Here is a 20,233-nt window from a genome sequence, read left to right on the forward strand (position 1 = left end):
CGTGCCACGCCGGCGCCGGTGCAACGCTTACTTGAAACACTTACTTGGTTTTCGCCCGGTTCAAAAAGGCGCCGTGCAGGCCGTTCAGGGTTTCTTCGGCCAGCAGCAGCTGGCTGGCGATTTCATTGATCTTGCGGCGGCTGGAACGGGCGTGGTCGCGCAGCACTTCGAACGCCGTGTTGCGGTCCGTCTGGAACTTGCCCATCAGCAAACCGACAGCCAGGCTGGTTTCGCGGCCGGCGGCCAGGGCCGCATTCAGGTTCAGTTCGGTGCGCCGGAGCTGGCGGATTTCATCGGCGCGCGCCAGACCCGCTTCAAACGCGGGCATCAAGCGGCCTTCGTCGACGGGTTTGACGACATAGCCGACGGCGCCATAGGCGGCCGCCTGCTTGCCCGATTCGCTGTCGCCGCTGCCGGACAGGAACATGAACGGCACGGCCGTTTCGCCATGCAGGCGCTTGGCCAGTTCCAGGCCGGACATGCCCGGCATGTGGATGTCGAGCAAGGCCAGGTCGGGCTCGCGCTGGGCGATCAGCTGCAGCGCCACTTCGGCCGAATGGGCCAGGGCCGTCTCGTAGCCGGCATGGCGCAGGACTTCGCCGAGGAATTCCAACAGGAGTTGGTCATCGTCAACGATCAGGATAAGGCGTTTCGCGGCGGCTGGCTGACTCATGGGCAAAGGGACCTCGGTAATGAATGATGCTCTTATTATATGCCGATTATCCGCCCAAACCAGCCCTGCACCCGCATGCTCATGCCGCAAACAAGTGATTGAATTGCTGCACCGCAATATTCACATCGTCCGCCTGGTATTCTTTGCCAAAGACACTGCTGATGGCCGCCACCATGTCGGCGCCGCGCGCCACCAGCGGCGCGGCGTTCTCCGGCGTCATGCCGCCGATCACCACGCAGGGCAAGGCGATCTCGCGCTTGGCCTGCAGCACGATATCCAATGGTGTCGTGACCGGATACTTTTTCACCAGCGAGGGATAGAAGCCGCCGAAGGCGACATAGCTGGCACCGCCAGCGACTGCCGTCCGCGCCAGGGCCATGTCGCCATAGCACGAGGCGCCGACGATCTTCTCCTTGCCCAGGCGCGCGCGCACCTGCGCGACGGACGCATCCGTGCCGCCCACGTGCACGCCGTCCGCGTCGAGCTCTTCGCACAGCTCGATAAAATCGTTGATGATGAAAGGCACGCCATATTTGCGGGCCAGGACCAGCAAGGCGCCCGCCTGCTCGCGCCGCTGTTCCGCCTCGGCGCTCTTGTGGCGGTATTGCAGCAGAGCCACGCCACCGTGCAAAGCCTGTTCCGTGATATCGAGCAGGCGGTCGGTGTCATCCCAGTTCGGGGTAACCAGATACAGTCCACGCATGATGTTTTCCTTATTGAATGAATCGTTGCGGCATCAGTTGGCCTGGCGCAACCGCATACGCGCCGGCCAGGGCCCCATGGCAATAGCTTTGCGCGCCATCAAGCGCTTCGGGCAATGCTTGGCCCAGTGCCAGGCGCGCCGCGATGGCGGACGCCAGGGTACAGCCGCTGCCGTGGAATTCGCCGGGCAGGCGCGGCCAGCGCCACTCGCGCGCCCTGTCCTCGCCATCGTGCCAGCGGTTGACGATCACCTCGCCTTCGCCATGGCCGCCCGTCACCAGCACGTTCTTGCAGCCTTGCGCGCGCAGGTTTTTCTCGCCACCCAGGGCCGCCGCTTCCGGCCCGTTCGGTACGATGACGGTAGTCACCGGCAACAAGGGCGCCAGCGCCAGCACGGCGTCGTCCCGGCTGAGCACGTCGCCATGGCCGCTGGCCAGCACGGGATCGAGCACGACAGGCAAATCCGGCCGGACCAGCCGCAATTGCGCGATCAGTTGCGCAATGACGGCCGCATTCGCGGCGCTGCCGGGAATGCCGATCTTCACGGCATCGATGGCGATCTTGTCGATCAGCGCCTGCGCCTGTCGGCGCAGCAATTCCGGGGCCACAGGCTCGACAGCAAACACGCGGTCGTTGTCCTGCACCGTCAGCGCCGTGATGACGGGCAAGGCATGCGCGCCCTGCGCGGCAATCGCCACGATATCGGCGGCGATGCCGGCGCCGCCGGACGGATCGGCGCCGGCAAACACCAGCACCGTCGGCCGGCTCCCCGGCTTCACGCCAGGCGGCCCGCCATCGGCGACGATGGCGAAGCGGCGAATTTGCGCGGCATGCGTCCCGCCAGGAATGCTTCGCGCCCGGCCCGCACGGCCAGCTTCATGGCATGCGCCATGCGCACGGGGTCGCGCGCAGCGGCAATGGCTGTATTCATCAGCACACCATCGCAGCCAAGTTCCATGGCAATGGCCGCATCCGACGCCGTGCCCACGCCTGCGTCCACCAGCACGGGTACTTTCGCCTGATCGATGATCAAGGACAAGTTCCACGGATTCAATATGCCCATGCCCGAGCCGATCAGCGACGCCAGCGGCATGACGGCCACGCAGCCGATGTCCTCCAGAATCTTCGCCTGGATGGGGTCGTCGCTGCAGTAGACCATCACGTCAAAGCCATCCTTGACCAGCGCTTCGGCCGCGAGCAGGGTTTCCGGCATGTGCGGAAACAAGGTTTTTTCGTCGCCCAGCACTTCCAGCTTCACCAGATTGCGCCCGCCCAGCAGTTCGCGCGCCAGTTGCAGGGTGTACACGGCATCTTTTGCGTTGTAGCAGCCGGCCGTGTTCGGCAAAATCGTGTACTGGTCCGGTGGCACGAAATCGAGCAGGCTGGGCGCGTTCGGGTCCTGGCCAATGTTGACCCTGCGGATCGCCACCGTGATGATCTGCGCTTCCGCCGCATCCGTTGCTTCGCGCGTCTGCGGCAAATCCTTGTACTTGCCGCTGCCCACCAGCAGGCGCGATGGGTATTGTTTTCCCGCAATGGTCAGCAGGTCGTTGTTTGTTGCGGTGTTCATGTGCGTTTCCTTGTCTATTCTCAACTTAACCGCCGCCGATGGCGCGTACTATCTCCACGTGATCTTGCGTCTGCAAGACCTGCCCTGGCCACGCTTTGCGCGGCACGACGTTGCGGTTGACGGCCAGCGCCAGCGCCTGGTTTTCCAGCGACAGCGCGGCGATCAATTGATCGAGGGTTTGCCCCGGCGGCACCTGGTGCGGTGCCCCGTTGAGCGTGATGGATATCAATGCAGGCATCACGCTCTCCTTCAGACCTTGCGGTACAGCTCGGCGCCGTTCTTGATGAATTCGATGGCCTTGATTTCCATGCCCTGCTTGAGCGCCTTGTCTTCCGCGATACCCATGCCGGCCGCGTATTCGCGCACCTCCTGCGTGATCTTCATCGAGCAGAAATGGGGGCCGCACATGGAGCAAAAATGCGCCACCTTGGCCGAATCCTTGGGCAGGGTTTCATCGTGGAATTCGCGCGCCTTGTCCGGGTCCAGGCCGATGTTGAACTGGTCGTCCCAGCGGAATTCGAAGCGGGCTTTCGACAGCGCGTTGTCGCGGATTTGCGCACCCGGATGGCCCTTGGCCAGGTCGGCCGCATGCGCCGCGATCTTGTACGTGATGATGCCGTCCTTGACGTCCGCCTTGTTGGGCAGGCCCAGGTGTTCCTTCGGCGTCACATAGCACAGCATGGCCGTGCCATACCAGCCGATCATGGCCGCGCCGATGCCCGAGGTGATGTGGTCGTAGCCGGGCGCGATATCCGTCGTCAACGGTCCCAGGGTGTAGAACGGCGCTTCGCCGCACTGCTCCAGCTGCAAGTCCATGTTTTCCTTGATCAATTGCATGGGTACATGGCCCGGCCCCTCGATCATCACTTGCACGTCGTGCTTCCACGCAACCTGCGTCAGTTCGCCCAGGGTTTTCAATTCGCCCAGCTGCGCCTCGTCGTTGGCGTCGTAGATGGAACCGGGACGCAAGCCGTCGCCCAGCGAGAACGACACGTCATACGCCTTCATGATTTCGCAGATCTCTTCGAAATGCGTGTACAGGAACGATTCCTGGTGGTGCGCCAGACACCATTTCGCCATGATGGAGCCGCCGCGCGAGACGATGCCCGTCAAGCGCTTGGCCGTCATCGGCACATAGCGCAGCAGCACGCCCGCGTGGATGGTGAAGTAGTCGACGCCCTGCTCGGCCTGCTCGATCAGGGTGTCGCGGAAAATTTCCCACGTCAGATCTTCGGCCTTGCCATTGACCTTTTCCAGCGCCTGGTAGATGGGCACGGTGCCGATGGGGACGGGGCTGTTGCGCACGATCCATTCGCGCGTCTCGTGGATATGTTTACCTGTGGACAGATCCATCACATTGTCGCCGCCCCAGCGGATGGCCCAGGTCATCTTTTCCACTTCCTCGCCAATCGACGAGGTGACGGCGGAATTGCCGATATTCGCATTGATCTTCACGAGGAAATTGCGGCCGATAATCATCGGTTCCACTTCCGGGTGGTTGATGTTGGCGGGAATGATGGCGCGGCCACGGGCGATTTCCTCGCGCACGAATTCCGGCGTGATTTCCGCCGGGATGCTGGCGCCGAAGGACTGGCCAGGATGCTGGCGGCCCATCAGGTCGGCCAGGCGCTCGCCCATGGGGCCGGAAGCTTTCAGCTCGCGCAAATATTCCTGCCGGCGCATGTTTTCGCGGATGGCAACGAATTCCATTTCCGGCGTGATGATGCCTTGGCGCGCGTAATGCATTTGCGTCACGTTCTTGCCGGCAATGGCGCGGCGCGGCTTGCGGTGCAAGTTGAAACGCAGCTCGGCCAGCTTCGGGTCCGCCAGGCGGGCGATGCCGTAGTCAGAGGTCGGGCCGGGCAATTCTTCCGTGTCGGCCCGTTCCATGATCCACGGCAGGCGCGGCGTATCGAGGCCCGAGCGGATGTCGATCTGCACGTCCGGGTCCGTGTAGGGGCCGGACGTATCGTAGACGTAGATCGGCGGATTCTTTTCGCCGCCGAACGACGCTTCCGTGTCGGACTGGCTGATCTCGCGCATGGGCACGCGGATGTCGGGGCGGCTGCCTTGCACGTAGATCTTGCGCGAATTGGGCAGCGGCGCGATGGCGGCTTCGTCGACCGTGGCGGTGGCGGAGAGGAATTTCGGGTTGGCGTTCATTTTGGCTCCTTGGCTAGACTATTTTTAAGCCTGGAGCCAGCTAAGGAGGTTCGGCTGCGCGCACGCGGAAAAGCGGGGTGCGTTCATCCTAAAGCTTCCCTTCGCTGGCATTATCCAGATCAGGTTCGGAGGGTATTTCTCACCCGCGCTTGCACCGTGTTTCCACAGCGAAAGGCAGGACCCCTAGCGTTTGCCGCCTTGCGGCAGCGAGCCAATTATACGCGGTTCACGCCGCGTGGCCAGATGATTTCTTGCAGGTGTCGTCTTTGCGCATCTGCTGCATTGCAACAGACGCCATCGCGCTTATTTCTTCTTGCCCCAGCGCCAGCTGGTCGGTTCGCCCTTCAGCTGGCAGATGAAAATGAGCACGGCAACGATGGCCACTTCATAGACGATGTAGCCGACCAGCATGGTTTGCGGCGGAAACAGGAAGGCGCCGCAGGCGAACAGCGCCAGCGCGGCCAGGAACACCAGCCAGCCTTGCCAAGTGATGGGCAAGCCCCAGCCCCAGCCATAGGTCTTGGCGGGGAACCAATAGGAGGGAGATTTGTCAGCCATGATGCTTTCCTTGTGGATGTGGATGGCAGCAAGTATAAATCAGGCGATGCGCAAGCGCTCCGTGACATCGAGGCCGATGCCGCGGTAGCCAATGAAGCGGCTGCCATTGTCGAACATCGGTTCGCCGCTCACTTGCAGGTACTGCGTGCTGCCGTCGAGGTTGACGCGGCTGTAGATAAAATCAAGGAACGGTTCGCGTGCGGCAATTTTTGCGTCGAGCAGCGCGCGTTCGGTGGCGTTCCAGCGCTGTGGCTCTTCCTCGCTGCCAATGCCCAGCATTTCGGCCACGGGACCGGAAAAGCGCGTCAGATTGCCTTGCGCATCCTGTTCCCAGTACCAGTCGGACGACAGTTCCGTGAAGCGCTGGAAGCGCGCTTCGCTTTCGCGCAGCTCCGCCGTGCGCGCTTCCACCATCTGTTCCAGCGACTTGTTGTATTCGGCCAGCTTCTGGTACAGCAAGCGCACTTCCAGCATGTTGTGGATGCGCGTTTTCACTTCCACCAGGTCGAAGGGCTTGCTGACGAAATCCTTGGCGCCCGCTTGCAGCGCGCGCAGCTTGTGGCCGGGCTGGGCCGTGATCACCAGCACGGGCAGATAGCTGCCCGCCTCGATGTCGCGCAAGCCTTCCATCACCTCGAAGCCATCCATTTCCGGCATCTGCAAGTCGAGCAGGATCAGGTCGTAACGGTGCTGCTGGTGCAGCGCATGCACGGCTTGCGGATCCATGGTGGAGGTGATGCGCGTATAGCCGGCATTGCGCAGCACCTGTTCCAGCAGCATGACGTTGGCCTCCTGGTCATCAACGATGAGGATGCTGGCGTTCAGGATCTCGGTGGCTTGAAGCATGGCGGTATTCCTAAAATTAAGTGCTGAATTAGCGTACTGCGTGAGTGTCGTCGGCCAGGCCGTGCGCGGCCGCATGGTGCAGGGCCACGTCGAGCGCATCCATGAATTCGACGACCTTGATCGGCTTGGTCAAATAGCGGAAGAAACCCGCTTCCAGGCCTTTCTCGATGTCGCGTGGCACGGCGTTGGCCGACAGGGCCATCACGGGAATGTGGCTGGTGAGCGGGTCGTCGTGCAGGATATGCAGTGCGCCGAAGCCGCTGATGCCGGGCAGGTTGATATCCATCAAGATCACGTCCGGCTGATACGTGCGCGCCAGGTCGATGCCCAGGTGCGCATCGATGGCTGTGAGCAACTTCAAATCGCTGCGGCGGGCGATCAGTTGCTCCACCAGCGCCAGGTTGGCGGGATTGTCTTCCACGTACAGCAAGGTGCGCTGGCTTTCCTGCGGCACCTGCACCTGCGGCAGCGCGTCGCCATCGCCCAGCACCAATGCCGGCGCGCTGCTCGAAGCGAGCTCGAACCAGAACGTGGTGCCCACGCCCACCGTGCTGTCGACGCCGATGGTGCCGCCCATCAATTCGATCAATTGTTTGGTGACGACGAGACCGATGCCCGTGCCCTCTTCCGTGCTGTTTTCCTGTCCCAGGCGGTTGAAGGGCTGGAACAACTGTGCCACCTGGCCCGCATCGAGGCCGACGCCACTGTCGCGCACGCTGACCCGCACCTTGGCGCCGCGCTGGCTGCAATCGACGGTAACGGTGCCGCCACCCTGGTTGTACTTGATGGCGTTCGACAGCAGGTTGACCATCACCTGTTTCACGCGCGTGCGGTCCGCATGCACATAGAAAGCCTGGCCGCAGCGGGGGAAGTGCATGCGGATGCCGCGCTTTTCCGCCTGCGGCGCGATCATCGCCTGGCAATCCTGCAGCACGTCGAGCAGGGACATGGCTTCCTGCGACAAGGTGACCTTGCCCGATTCGATCATGGCCAGGTCGAGGATCTCGTTAATCAGGCGTAACAGATACCAGCCGCCCTTGAGGATTTGTTCGATCGAGCGCTGCTGCGGCGGGCTCGGTGGCGGCACGTCGGACGCCATCAGCTGCGCAAAGCCCAGCACGGCATTCAGGGGCGTGCGCAATTCGTGGCTCATGCTCGACAGGAATTCGGACTTGGCGCGGTTGGCCTTTTCCGCCACCAGGCGCGCCTTCTTCAACTCCGCATTGTTGGTCTCGACCAGCGAGCGCGTATACGCCTGCTGTTCGCGCAGGCGCTGGTCCAGCAGCGCCTGTTCCGCCTCGACCTGCTTGCGTGCCGTATTGTCCGTGCCGATCAGCAAGTAACCGATGACCTTGTTCTGCACGTCGCGCAAGGCCGTCACGGAGACGATGGCCGGGAAACGGCTGCCATCCTTGCGGATGTAGGTCAGTTCATAAATGTCTTCGATGCCGCGCGTGGCCTTGAACACGAGCGCTTCCACGCCGGGCGTGATGACCCTGTCGAGTTCGGCACTGAGGGCGGCCGCGCGCGCGACGATTTCTTGCGCATCGGAAATACCGGCCGGCGTCAGCTTGTCCACCACGTCGCTCGCTTCATAGCCCAGCATGCGTTCGGCGCCCACGTTGAAAATCTGGATCACGCCCTGCGCATCGGTGGCGATGCACGAGAAATTGGCGCTGTTGAAAATCGCATCCTGCAAGGCGCCCGCCTTCAGCAGCTGGCGCGGCAGGCTGGCCGCCAAAGTGCGCCGATACAGCGCGACAAGCAGCATCAGCAGCAAGAAGACCAGCGCGTCGATGACGCATGCCGTCTCGAACGGCGCGCGCCAGGCCAGCAGGCCGATGGCCAGCAGCACGATGGCGCTGAATGAAAACGCCAGCGCCATGGGCCAGCGCGACGGTGCGCGCGGGGGAATATTTTCAACAGATTGCATGGGGTAGCCTGAGCTGTAACAACGATAAAAAAAAGATGCGGTGTTCAGTGCGCCTGGCGCTGGCGCACATCCGACAACAGGCGCGTGAATTCCTTTTTGACCACGCCATAGCATTCGCACACATGGCCTTCGAGGCCGGCACGGTCCAGCACGGAGATATGGCCGCGCCGGTAACTGATGAAGCCGCGCGCCTGCAGGCGCCCGGCCGCCTCCGTCACGCCTTCGCGGCGTACGCCCAGCATGTTGGCAATCAACTCCTGCGTCATCGTCAGCTCGCGGTTCGGCAGGCGGTCCATGGTCAGCAGCAACCAGCGGCACAGCTGCTGCTCCACCGTATGGTGGCGGTTGCAGACGGCCGTTTGCGACATTTGCGTGATCAGCGCTTGCGTATAGCGCAGCAGCAAGCGCATGACGGGACCGGCGCGGTCGAACTCTTCCATCAGCAAATGCGCCTTCAGCCGGTAGCCGACGCCGCCCGTCTGCACGACGGCGCGGCTGGGCGTCGAATTGCCGCCCATGAACAGCGACACGCCCACGACGCCTTCATTGCCGACGCCGGCAATTTCCGACGAGCCGCCGTTTTCCAGCAGGTAGTGAATGGAAACGATGGCCGTGGTGGGGAAATACACATGCTGCAGCTTGTCGCCCGAATCGTAGATCACGTCACCGAGCAACATGGATACTTGCTCCAGGTGGGGGGCCAGGCGCGCGAAATCGGCGTCGAGCACGGCGGCGAGCAAATGGTTTTGATTCGGGTTGTGTAGCTGGGCATGCAGACTCGACATGGGCAGGTTTCCTGTTTTCCAGTCGTCAGCTAGGGGATAGTTGAAAGACGTCCGAACGAGGGGCGCCATGTAGTGCAGCGTAACACAGCGCTTGCACAGTGACCCGACTATATTTCTTGTCGGCATGCCCGTCCGTTCGGTAGCGAACGGACGACATTTCGCCGCCCGCCCTACAGTCAGTCACTGCCCGGCCTGCCTGATCATGGATCGGCACCGGCGCTGCCACGGGGCCACCATGCAATCATTCTTCAAGCGCATCTCCATTTCTGTTTCTACCTCGGCCCTGCTCACCCTGGCGTTCGGGCTGTGTTTGACGGCACTGTGCTACGCCTCGGCACGCCAGATCGAGTCGGAAAGCACCCGGCTGCTGCTGCAGTACCACGCCAGCGGGCACACCTTGGGCGCCGCCCTGCTGCCGGCCAAAGGCATGGGCCTGGACGCCAGCCATCGCGGCTCGCTGTATGTACTGCTCGGTGGTGTGCTGTCGAGCCTGCTGGCGGCCGCGTATGTGTATCAGCTGGTGTCGCGCAATTCCGTGATTGCCCGCATCACGGGCGAGCGCACGGCGGCGCTGCAGTTTGCCAATTTGCGCCTGTCCGAAGACATCGCCGCGCGCATGCACAATGAAAAGTCGCTGCGGCTGCGCGAACGCATCATCGAAGTGTCGGCCAATGCCATCATCCTGTGCAGCGCCGACGCACCGGGCTACCTGATCGAATACGTCAACCCCGCCTTCGAGCGCATCACCGGCTATACGGCCGGCGAAGTCATCGGCCAGCGCCTGGAAGACTTGCAAGGTCCCGAGCAGGGGCGGCAAGACATGCACGCCATTACGGCGGCCCTGCGCGAACAGCGCGAAGGCAAGGCCATCGTGCGCAATTTCCGCAAGGATGGCAGCAGCTACTGGAGCGAGCTGTTCGTCGCGCCCGTGCGCGACGATGGCGATGGCGCGCTCAGTCACTTTGTCGTGGCGCAATACGACATCAGCACCGTCATGCGTTTCGAACAGGAAATGGAATTTCAGGCCAGGCACGATATCCTGACGGGCCTGGCCAACCGGGCACTGCTGCGCGAACGGCTGGAGCAGGCGATGGCCGTGACGCGGCGCAGCGGCCTTCCCCTGTGGGTGGTTTTCATCGACCTCGACCGCTTTAAATTCGTCAACGATACCCTGGGCCATGATGCAGGCGACCTGGTGCTGAAAAGCGTGGCCGAACGCCTGCGCGACGCCACGCGCGAAGTCGACACGGTGGCACGCCTGGGCGGCGACGAATTCGTGCTGCTGCCCCAGCATGGCAATGGCGAGCCGGGCGCGGCCATTCTGCAGCGCATCCAGGACGCCGTGGCGCAGCCGCTGCAACTGGGCGAATATGAATTTTTTCTCAGCTGCTGCATGGGCGTGGCCGTGTATCCCGACGATGGCGACGATGCCGACACCCTGATCAAGCACGCCGACATCGCCATGTACCGCGCCAAGGAACAGGGACGGGGCCACTGGCAATTCTATGCCTCGGGCATGAATACGGGCACCCTGGAGCGCCTGGGGCTGGAGAGCGAGTTGCGCCACGCCCTGGAACGCGGGCAATTCCACCTTGAATACCAGCCCCAGCTGGACCTGGCCAGCGGCGCCGTGGTGGGCATGGAAGCGCTGCTGCGCTGGCAACATCCGCAACTGGGGCGTATTCCACCTGCCAGCTTCATCGGCCTGGCCGAGGAAATGGGCTTGATCACCCCCATTGGCGACTGGGTGCTGCGCACGGCGTGCGCCCAGACGCGTGCCTGGCAACTGGCCGGCCATGGCCCGCTACGCCTGGCCGTCAATCTGTCGGCGCGACAATTCAAGCAAAGGAATCTGCTGCACGCGGTGGCGCAGGCACTGGCCGAGACAGGCCTCGATGCGGCCCATCTGGAACTGGAATTGACGGAAAGCATGGTCATGCATAACGTGGAGCAAGCCACGGCCATCATGGCCAACCTGAAGGCGCTGGGCGTGCAATTGTCCATCGACGACTTCGGCACCGGCTATTCCAGCCTGGCCTACCTACGCCACTTCCCTATCGACGTGCTGAAAATCGACAAAACCTTCGTCAGCGACATCACGCACAGCGACGACGACGCCGCCATCGTGCGCGCCATCATTTCGCTGGCGCACAGCTTGCGCCTGAAAGTCATCGCCGAAGGTGTGGAAACGGAACAGCAGCTGGCCTTCCTGCGCCAGCAAGGCTGCGACCAGATGCAGGGCTATTTGTTCAGCCGCCCCCTGGCCGCCCCCGCCTTCGAAGCGCTGCTGCACGAAGGCAGCATGCTGCCCGCCTAGCGTGACGGTTTAAAACGCGTGGCGCAGGCCGACGTTGAAGGCGCGGTTGCCGCTGCCCACTTCGGTGGCATTGCCCACCATGTAGGCCGCATCGTTGCGGTTACGGATGTGCGCGTAGGCAACATACACCTTGCTGCGCTTGGACAAGGCATACATGGCGCCGATGGCCAGCTGCTGCGCATCGCGGTTGGCAGCATCGCGGTCATCCTTGCGCACATACGAGGCCAGCAGGGTAGTCGCGCCGAGCGGCACGGACACGCCGACGATGGCGTCGCGGCTGTCGGTGGACTGGGCCGGCGCCTGCGCCGCACCGTATGGATTCTCGGCAAAGAACATGCTGCTGCCATCGCCCGTATTGCGGCCATAGCCGGCAAATGCCGTGGCCACGCCGAAGTTGTAGTTACCTGCCAATATCGTGTTGTTCACGTCGGCCTTGCCCGGCTCGCCGGCACGGCTCTGGCGCGCCAGGCGCAAGGTCAATGGACCGTTGACATAGCCGAGGGCCAGGCCCAGCGAACGCTGGTCCGCCGCAATCCCCGTGTGTTCGCCAAAGCCGACCATGACCGTGGCCGTGACGCCGCGCAGCTCGGGCGAGGTATAGCGCACGGTATTGTCGATGCGCGTGGCCGAATAGCCGGCCAGGTTGGTCGACGCGCCCGCCATGCCGCCCTCGAACGGATCGGCCACGTCGGTCAGCGCCTGGCTTTGCAGGTTGTACTGGCGGCCCACGGTCAGCATGCCCAGCGGACTGTCGAGGCCGACAAACGCCTGGCGGCCAAACAACTGGCCTGCCTGGTCCGAGCGGCCCGTGTCGCTCAGGACGCCCGCTTCCAGCGTGAACACGGCTTGCAAGCCGTTACCCAGGGATTCCGTGCCGCGCAAGCCCAGACGCGAGCCGGCCGACACGCCGCTGGTGAGCTTGCTGACGCCGCCTTCCTGCACCAGGCCCGCATCCATCAAGCCATACACGTTGACGGAGGACTGGGCATGGGCGGCAGGCAAGGCGCCCAGGGTGGCGATGGTCGAAACGAGGCCGACACTGATCGAGAGTTTTTTCATGCTGGTTTCCTTATGCAGGCAAAACCGGGAAAGCGCGCGGCCATGGCATAGCCACAGCGGCCAGGCGCTGTGGAACATGCCGTATCGAAAGACGACGGGCCAGATAACAACATTCCTGGCTAAGCTGTGGCGGCAGCGGCGTGCAATGACGAGCCGCCTTGATTCCGCCGTGAATGGTGCACCGCTGGCGGTGCGCGTGGCTCAGGCGCCCAGCCCGAAGGGGACGCTCTGAAAGTGGCTGGCATCGCAGATGCGCTGGCCGGGTGACGCGGACGAGAGTTGGAGTGAAACTTTGATACAACTGCGCCCGCTGGCGCCGTCCGCAAAGATAGGGCAGGAGGCGCCAAGGCCGGCATTATAACATCGGCAGCGCTTTTATCCCCGTTCTGTTGCCCGTCAACGGCCCGCAAAGCCGCCAAAACACTGAAAAAGGCGGCTTGCCACGCTGCAGGCGATGCCGCGTCATCTATAATGGTTCCTTTTGCCAATCACACGCCAAATCATGGAATTAGCCAAGTCTTTCGAGCCCGCCGACATTGAACAATTCTGGCGCACCGAGTGGGAGCAGCGCGGTTACTTCACCGCCACCCTCGATGCGGGAAAACCTTCCTTCAGCATCCAGTTGCCGCCGCCGAACGTCACCGGCACCCTGCACATGGGCCATGCGTTCAACCAGACCATCATGGATGGCCTGACCCGCTACCACCGCATGCTGGGCCACAACACGGCCTGGATACCCGGCACCGACCACGCGGGCATCGCCACGCAAATCGTCGTGCAACGCCAGCTGGACGCGCAAAAGATTTCGCGCCATGACCTGGGCCGCGAGAAATTCGTGGAAAAAGTGTGGGAATGGAAAGAAAAATCCGGTTCCATCATCACCGGCCAGATGCGCCGCCTGGGCGCCTCGGCCGACTGGCAGCGCGAATACTTCACGATGGACGAACCGCGCTCGAAAGTCGTCACCGACGTCTTCGTGCGCCTGTTCGAGCAAGGCCTGATCTACCGCGGCAAGCGCCTCGTCAACTGGGACCCCGTGCTGGGCACGGCTGTGTCCGACCTGGAAGTGGTGTCCGAGGAAGAAGATGGCTCCATGTGGTACATCAAGTACCCGCTGGCCGACGGCAGCGGTTTCCTGACGGTGGCCACGACCCGTCCTGAAACCATGCTGGGCGACGTGGCCGTGGCCGTCGATCCGACGGACGAGCGCTACACGGCGCTGGTGGGCAAGATGCTGAAACTGCCGCTGACGGACCGCGAAATCCCCATCATCGCCGACGAATATGTCGACAAGGAATTCGGCACCGGCTGCGTGAAGATCACCCCGGCGCACGACATGAACGATTACGCCGTGGGCCAGCGCCACAAGCTGGCGCAGATCGTCATCCTGACCCTGGACGCGAAGATCACCGACGACGCGCCGGCAGCCTACCGCGGCATGGACCGCTTCGCCGCGCGCAAGCAGATCGTCGCCGACCTCGACGCGCAAGGCTTGCTGGAACAAGTCAAGCCGCACAAGCTGATGGTGCCGCGCGGCGACCGCACGGGCGTCGTCATCGAGCCGATGCTGACGGACCAGTGGTTCGTTGCCATGAGCAAACCGGCCCCGGAAGGCACCTTCTTCCCAGGCAAATCGATCGCGGAAACGGCGCTGGACAAGGTCGCCAGCGGCGAAATCAAGTTCGTGCCGGAAAACTGGAGCACCACCTACAACCAGTGGCTCAACAACATCCAGGACTGGTGCATCTCGCGCCAGCTGTGGTGGGGCCATCAAATCCCGGCGTGGTACGACGATGCCGGCAATATCTTCGTTGCCAAGACGGAAGCGGAAGCCATCGCCAAGGCGCAGGCGGCCGGTAGCACGGGCCCGTTGAAGCGCGACGACGACGTGCTCGACACGTGGTTCTCGTCGGCGCTCGTACCGTTCTCGACCATGGGTTGGCCGGAAGAAACGCCGGACATGAAAGCCTTCCTGCCATCGTCCGTGCTGGTGACGGGTTTCGACATCATCTTCTTCTGGGTCGCGCGCATGGTCATGATGACGGCGCACTTCACGGGCAAGGTACCGTTTGAAACCGTCTACGTGCACGGCCTCGTGCGCGATTCGACGGGACAGAAGATGTCCAAGTCGAAGGGCAACACCCTGGACCCGATCGACCTGATCGACGGCATCGACCTGGAGGGCTTGATCGTCAAGCGCACCACGGGCTTGATGAACCCGCGCGACGCGGAAAAGATCACCAAGGCAACGCGCAAGGAATTCCCGGAAGGCATTTCCGCCTACGGCACGGACGCCGTGCGCTTCACCATGGCCAGCTATGCATCGCTGGGCCGCAACATCAATTTCGACCTGGGCCGCTGCGAAGGCTACCGCAACTTCTGCAACAAGATGTGGAATGCCACCCGTTTCGTCATGATGAATACGGAAGGCAAGGACTGCACACCGAATGACGCCGACCTGTCGCAAGCGGACAAGTGGATCATCTCGCTGCTGCAAAAAGCGGAACTGGACGTGGCCAAGGGCTTTGAAGACTTCCGTTTCGACAATATCGCCGCCACCATCTACAAATTCGTGTGGGACGAGTATTGCGACTGGTACCTGGAAGTTGCGAAAGTCCAGGTGCAACAGGGTACGGAAGGCCAGCAGCGCGCCACCCGCCACACCCTGCTGCGCGTGCTGGAAGTCGTGCTGCGCCTGGCCCATCCGATCATCCCCTTCGTCACGGAAGCGTTGTGGCAGACGGTGGCGCCGCTGGCCGGCAAGACGCTCAAGCCAGAGGGCGATTCGATCATGATGCAGCCGTATCCGATCGCCAACACCGAGAAGATCGATGAAAGCGCGGAAGCGTGGATGCAGCAGCTGAAAGCCTTGACGGACGCAACGCGCAACCTGCGCGGCGAAATGCAGATCTCGCCTTCCGTGCGCGTGCCGCTGATCGTCGAAGCGGGCAATGCCACGGAAAAAGCCGCGCTGGCATCGTACGCACCGTACATCCAGTCGCTGGGCAAGCTGGCTGAAGTGCAGATCGTCGATGCGCTGCCGGACTCGCCAGCGGCCGTCGCCATCGTCGGTACCACCAAGCTGATGCTGAAAGTGGAAATCGACGTGGCCGCCGAACGCGAGCGCCTGGGCAAGGAAATCGCCCGCATCGAAGCGGAAATTGCCAAGGTCAACAGCAAGTTGGGCAATGAAAGCTTTGTTGCGCGCGCCCCTGCCGCCATCGTTGCGCAAGAAAACGAGCGTTTGCTCAGTTTTTCGGCGACAATTGAAAAACTGCGCGAACAGTTTGCTAAACTAGCCAGCGCATAAGGCAAGTTTGGAAGGATTGCGCGGCGTCATCTCCTGACGCCGCGCAGCACTGCTGGTCTTGCCTTGGTATCCATACTGTTTCGTAACAGATCAAAAAAACCACAGGAGACTAGCGATGCATAAACTATTCAAAGCAAGCGTACTGGTGGCCGCCCTGGCCATCGCCGGCAGCGCCACCGCGCGCGACGGCAACTACACCCCCGTCGGCACGTGGAAAACCATCGATGACGCCAGCGGCAAGCCGAAATCCCTCGTTGTCATCACAGAAAACAATGGTGTCTTGCAAGGCAAGATCGAAAAGCTGTTCCGTGGCCCGAATGAAGATCAAAATCCCAAGTGCGACAAGTGCACGGGCGCCAACAAGGACCAGCCCATCATCGGCCTGGTGATCCTGTCCGGCCTGAAATATGACGGCAAGGAATGGACAGGCGGCGAAATCACGGACCCGGCCAGCGGCAAGGTCTACAAGAGCAAGGCAGAACTGACGGAAGGCGGCACCAAGCTGCAAGTGCGCGGCTATGTCGGCGTGCCGATGTTTGGGCGCTCGCAAACGTGGGTGCGCGAAGAGTAAGCAACCTCCCCGCCCTGTCGAAGCCGGCCCTGCGCCGGCTTTTTTGTGCCTGCTTTCCGCACACGGCCGTTGTTTTTCAGGCCGAATCGTTCCCTTTTGAACCCATTCCCCGTCAAAGACAAGCTAAGCGCGCCAGCGCACATACCTTCAGTTTCCTAAATGAAATAGTGCATGCCTGTGACGCCATCGCCCTGTAGCGAAAGGCGGCATGGCTCTGCCGGATGACCTCATCCGCGGATGCCCGGCAATGACTGCCATGCACAAAGGAATTATATGAATCTCTTCAAGCGATATCTGAACCCGCTGCTCGTCTCGGCAGGTCTGCTGGCCATGGCCGCCCTGGCCGGCTGTGGCGGCGGCGACCAGGGACGCGATCCCATCCTCGGCTTGCCGGCTGCCACCTTGTCCAGCCTGGCCGTCACGCCAGCCACGGCCACGGTCGCCATCGGCGCGGGCCAGCAATTCACGGCCATCGCCACGTATAGCGACGGCTCTTCGCAAGACGTCAGCGCCAAGTCGGCCTGGACGTCGGCCACGCCAGCCAGTGCGACAGTCAATGGCGCCACAGGCTTGAGTACCGGCATCGCTGCCGGCGGCAGCAGCATCAGCGCCGCGTTCGGCGGCAAGAGCGCGGCGGCCCAGCTGACCGTCTCGCCGGCCACCTTGACGGCGATCGCCATCACGCCGCTCGCGCCATCCATCGCCATCGCCGCAACACAGCAATTCACGGTGAGCGGCAGCTTCAGCGACGGCGCCACGCGCGACGTCACGGCCGTGTCGACCTTTGCTTCGGCCAGCCCTACCACGGCCAGCATCGCCGCTGGCGGCTTGGCGCTGGGTAAGGTTGCCGGCACGACACAGATCACGGCTACCACGGGCACCTTGACAGCCAGCACCGTGCTGACCGTCACGCCAGCGGCCCTGCTGGCTATCGCCGTCACGCCGCAAAACCCCGTCATCCCGGCCGCCGCGACGCGCCAGCTGGCCGTCCTTGCCACGTATTCGGATGGCAGCAGCGTGGACGTCACGACCGGCAGCACCTTCGTTTCAGTCACGCCCGCCTCGGCCACCGTCGCCAGCGGAGGCCTCGTCACCGGCGTTGCCTTTGGTACCAGCGTCATGAATGCCAGCTTCAACGGCAAGACGGCCAGCACCACCGTCACCGTACCTGCCCTCACCCTGGTCAGCATCGCCGTCACGCCAGCCACAGCCAGCATCGCTGTTGGTGCCCAACAGCAATTCATTGCCACCGCAACGTATTCGGACAGCTCGAACGCCATCGTCACCAACAGCGCCGCCTGGACGTCGGGCACCGTTGCCAACGCCAGCGTACTGAACACGGGCGTCGCCACCGGCATCGCCGCCGGCACCAGCAGCATCACGGCCACGGCCGGCGGCCAGTCGGGCAGCGCCTTGCTGTCGGTCACGGCCGTCGCCATCCCGCCCGTCCTCAATCCGATCATCCTGGGCCGCGCGGCGCCGTTCGGCGTACTGGCCGGCACCTCGATCACGAACAACTCGGACGGCACCACCCTGATCACGGGCGACGTCGGCGCGCCTTCGCAAACGGTCGATCCGACCCAGGCGGCCGGCTTTACCAACTACAAATCGGGCGCCATCCTGGCCGGCGCCATGACGGATTTGCAAGCGGCGATCACGGACGGCAATAGCCGCACTTGCGACGTCACCTTTGCCGGCGGCATCGACCTCGGTGGCCAGACCTTCGGCCCCGGCGTGTATTGCTATGCCGGTGCCATCAGCATTACCGGTACGCTGACACTGAACGGTCCCGGCGTGTACATCTTCCGCACGGCGCTGACCCTGGACTCGACCGTCAATTCGGTAGTTGCCCTGAATAACGGCGCCACGGCCGACAACGTCAGCTGGCTGCCTGTCGGCCCGACCACCCTGGCCGCGAACAGCGTATTCAAGGGCAATATCCTGGGCCAGTCGGCTGCCATCACGGTGGGCGACAACACGACCCTGCTCAATGGCCGCGTGCTGACGGCTGCCGCCGTTACCCTGCGCAACAACCAGATCACCAAATAATCGGGACATGACGATGACTATCGCACACACACTGGGCGCCCTGAGCGTCATGGCCGGCGCCTTGCTGGCGGCGCAATCGGCGCAGGCGCAGGACAACACTTTCATCAACCCGGACTGGGCCAACAGCGCCTGGTACATCGGCGCGGGCGTGGGCCAGTCGCGCGCCACCATCGACGAACCGCGCCTGCGCGCCAGCCTGGCCGCCAACGGCGAAACCGTCACCGGCTTCAGCAAGGACCAGCGCGACACCGGCTATAAGCTGTTTGTCGGCCGCCAACTGAACCAGTATGTCGCCGTGGAAGCGGGCTACTTTGACCTGGGCAAGTTCGATTTCAAGTCGACCACCAGCGGCAACGGCGTGCTGAACGGACAAGCGGCGTTTCGCGGCGTGAACCTGGACCTGCTGGGCCAGCTGCCGCTGTCGCAGCGCCTGTCGTTGCTGGGCCGTGTCGGCATGCACTACACCAGGGCCAACACGGAGTTCAGCGGTAACCGCCTGCTCGGTTCGACCAATACCCATGCCAGCGAGCGCAAACTCAATGCCAAGCTGGGCCTCGGCCTCGAATACAAGTTCAGCGAAGCACTGGCCCTGCGCGGCGAAGTCGAGCGTTATCGCTTGAACGATGCCGTCGGCAACCGCGGCGATGCGGACCTGTATTCCGTCAGCCTCGTGTATAAACTGGGCCGCCCGGCCAGCGCCACGCCCGCCTACCAGCCGGCGCCCGAAGTCGCGCCTGTCGTCGCCATGCCGGCACCTGTCATCGTGGCCGCACCGGCGCCTGTCCCCGTAGCGGAAAAAGTGTCGTTTGCCTCCGAAGCGCTGTTTGATTTCGATCAATCGACACTCAAGCCGCAAGGCAAGGCGGCACTGGAGCAGCTGCTCGGTCAATTGACGGGCATGGATCTGGAAGTCATCGTCACGGTCGGCCATACGGATGCCGTCGGTTCTGACACCTACAACCAGAAACTGTCGCAGCGCCGCGCCGAAGCCGTCAAGGCCTATCTGGTGGCGCAAGGCGTGGAAACGAGCCGCGTCTACACGGAAGGCAAGGGAGAAACGCAACCGGTGGCCGACAACACGAGTGCCGCCGGCCGCGCCAAGAACCGCCGCGTGACAGTGGAAGTGGTAGGCACGCGCAAAGTTGCACGCTAAGTTGCATGCACATAAAAAAACCGGCTTGCGCCGGTTTTTTTCGTCCACGTTTTTTTCGTCCACCGCTTACTGCGCCGGGGACGGCTTGCGGTGATGCTTGCTCAGATGCCGGTCCAGGCTATTGGCAAACTGTTGCCGGTCGGACTGGCTGAAGGCGGCCGGACCGCCCGTGTCGACGCCGCCGCTGCGCAATTCTTCCATGAAAGCTCGCATCGTCAGTTGCTGGGCGATATTGTCCTTCGTGTAAAACTCGCCGCGCGGGTTCAGCGCAAAACCACCCTTGGTCAGCACGTCGGCAGCCAGCGGGATGTCGCCCGTGATGACGAGGTCGCCAGGATTCAACAGGCGCACGATTTCCTGGTCGGCCACGTCCGCGCCGGACGGCACTTGCACGGTGCGGATGAAACGCGAGGGCGGCACGCGCAAGCCCTGGTTGGCGACCAGGGTGAGCGGCAATTCCAGGCGGTCGGCCACGCGATACAGGATTTCCTTGATGACGACGGGACACGCATCGGCGTCGATCCATATCTGCATGCCCGGCGTG

17 protein-coding genes and 1 riboswitch are annotated in these 20,233 nt (G+C 62.9%); of the genes, 5 read left to right on the plus strand and 12 right to left on the minus strand.

What is annotated here, in order from left to right:
• Nucleotides 1-40: 40 nt before the first annotated feature.
• The 10 genes from JAB1_RS01360 to JAB1_RS01405 form a co-directional block, all read right to left on the minus strand.
• On the minus strand, nt 41-673 hold the full coding sequence (locus JAB1_RS01360; RefSeq protein WP_034749164.1) for a response regulator: 633 nt from the start codon (nt 671-673) through the stop codon (nt 41-43).
• Between the two features lie 79 nt (nt 674-752).
• Nucleotides 753-1,376 (minus strand): thiamine phosphate synthase, encoded by a 624-nt coding sequence (thiE, locus tag JAB1_RS01365; protein WP_070278258.1) that lies wholly within the window; start codon nt 1,374-1,376, stop codon nt 753-755.
• Nucleotides 1,377-1,386: 10 nt separating this feature from the next.
• Complete coding sequence (locus JAB1_RS01370; RefSeq protein ID WP_254671935.1) at nt 1,387-2,154, minus strand: hydroxymethylpyrimidine/phosphomethylpyrimidine kinase; 768 nt, start codon at nt 2,152-2,154, stop codon at nt 1,387-1,389.
• Nucleotides 2,151-2,945, minus strand: a complete 795-nt coding sequence (locus JAB1_RS01375) for a thiazole synthase (protein ID WP_070278263.1) — start codon at nt 2,943-2,945, stop codon at nt 2,151-2,153. Before JAB1_RS01375 ends, JAB1_RS01370 begins: the two co-directional genes overlap by 4 nt.
• Before the next feature lie 25 nt (nt 2,946-2,970).
• Nucleotides 2,971-3,183 (minus strand): sulfur carrier protein ThiS, encoded by a 213-nt coding sequence (gene thiS, locus JAB1_RS01380; protein WP_175445000.1) that lies wholly within the window; start codon nt 3,181-3,183, stop codon nt 2,971-2,973.
• Nucleotides 3,184-3,194: 11 nt separating this feature from the next.
• Nucleotides 3,195-5,108: a phosphomethylpyrimidine synthase ThiC gene (gene thiC / locus JAB1_RS01385; RefSeq protein WP_034784795.1), complete on the minus strand. Its 1,914-nt coding sequence runs from the start codon at nt 5,106-5,108 to the stop codon at nt 3,195-3,197.
• 79 nt (nt 5,109-5,187) lie between these two features.
• Nucleotides 5,188-5,303, minus strand: a riboswitch (TPP riboswitch).
• Nucleotides 5,304-5,411: 108 nt separating this feature from the next.
• A complete protein-coding gene (locus JAB1_RS01390; RefSeq protein ID WP_034784794.1) occupies nt 5,412-5,666 on the minus strand; it encodes a hypothetical protein in 255 nt (84 codons plus the stop codon).
• A gap of 39 nt (nt 5,667-5,705) precedes the next feature.
• Complete coding sequence (locus JAB1_RS01395) at nt 5,706-6,512, minus strand: response regulator (protein ID WP_070278265.1); 807 nt, start codon at nt 6,510-6,512, stop codon at nt 5,706-5,708.
• A gap of 28 nt (nt 6,513-6,540) precedes the next feature.
• The gene (locus JAB1_RS01400; protein WP_240317681.1) at nt 6,541-8,445 is read right to left on the minus strand and encodes an ATP-binding protein; all 1,905 of its coding nucleotides are present in this window, start codon (nt 8,443-8,445) and stop codon (nt 6,541-6,543) included.
• A gap of 44 nt (nt 8,446-8,489) precedes the next feature.
• Nucleotides 8,490-9,230, minus strand: coding sequence for a Crp/Fnr family transcriptional regulator (locus JAB1_RS01405; protein ID WP_070278267.1), 741 nt, complete (start codon nt 9,228-9,230; stop codon nt 8,490-8,492).
• 235 nt (nt 9,231-9,465) lie between these two features.
• Between JAB1_RS01405 and JAB1_RS01410 the strand changes: the two genes are divergently transcribed.
• On the plus strand, nt 9,466-11,547 hold the full coding sequence (locus tag JAB1_RS01410) for an EAL domain-containing protein (protein WP_070278268.1): 2,082 nt from the start codon (nt 9,466-9,468) through the stop codon (nt 11,545-11,547).
• 9 nt (nt 11,548-11,556) lie between these two features.
• Here the strand turns inward: JAB1_RS01410 and JAB1_RS01415 are convergent, their stop codons facing one another.
• Complete coding sequence (locus JAB1_RS01415) at nt 11,557-12,606, minus strand: porin (protein ID WP_070278374.1); 1,050 nt, start codon at nt 12,604-12,606, stop codon at nt 11,557-11,559.
• 502 nt (nt 12,607-13,108) lie between these two features.
• Between JAB1_RS01415 and JAB1_RS01420 the strand changes: the two genes are divergently transcribed.
• The 4 genes from JAB1_RS01420 (at nt 13,109) to JAB1_RS01435 (ending at nt 19,689) form a co-directional block, all read left to right on the plus strand.
• Nucleotides 13,109-15,916, plus strand: coding sequence for a valine--tRNA ligase (locus JAB1_RS01420; RefSeq protein WP_070278376.1), 2,808 nt, complete (start codon nt 13,109-13,111; stop codon nt 15,914-15,916).
• A gap of 115 nt (nt 15,917-16,031) precedes the next feature.
• The gene (locus JAB1_RS01425; RefSeq protein ID WP_034784781.1) at nt 16,032-16,487 is read left to right on the plus strand and encodes a DUF2147 domain-containing protein; all 456 of its coding nucleotides are present in this window, start codon (nt 16,032-16,034) and stop codon (nt 16,485-16,487) included.
• 273 nt (nt 16,488-16,760) lie between these two features.
• Nucleotides 16,761-18,536 carry an ice-binding family protein gene (locus tag JAB1_RS01430; RefSeq protein WP_070278270.1) on the plus strand — a complete coding sequence of 592 codons (1,776 nt, stop codon included), beginning with the start codon at nt 16,761-16,763 and terminating at the stop codon, nt 18,534-18,536.
• Nucleotides 18,537-18,549: 13 nt separating this feature from the next.
• Entirely contained in the window at nt 18,550-19,689 is a 1,140-nt protein-coding gene (locus JAB1_RS01435; protein WP_070278378.1) for an OmpA family protein, read from the plus strand.
• A 66-nt stretch (nt 19,690-19,755) separates the two neighbouring features.
• On the opposite strand, the gene JAB1_RS01440 is transcribed toward JAB1_RS01435, so the two are convergent.
• Nucleotides 19,756-20,223, minus strand: coding sequence for a YaiI/YqxD family protein (locus tag JAB1_RS01440; RefSeq protein ID WP_070278380.1), 468 nt, complete (start codon nt 20,221-20,223; stop codon nt 19,756-19,758).
• Nucleotides 20,224-20,233 lie beyond the last annotated feature (10 nt).

This window comes from Janthinobacterium sp. MP5059B, assembly GCF_001758645.1.
In the GTDB taxonomy this organism is placed as follows: domain Bacteria; phylum Pseudomonadota; class Gammaproteobacteria; order Burkholderiales; family Burkholderiaceae_D; genus Janthinobacterium; species Janthinobacterium lividum.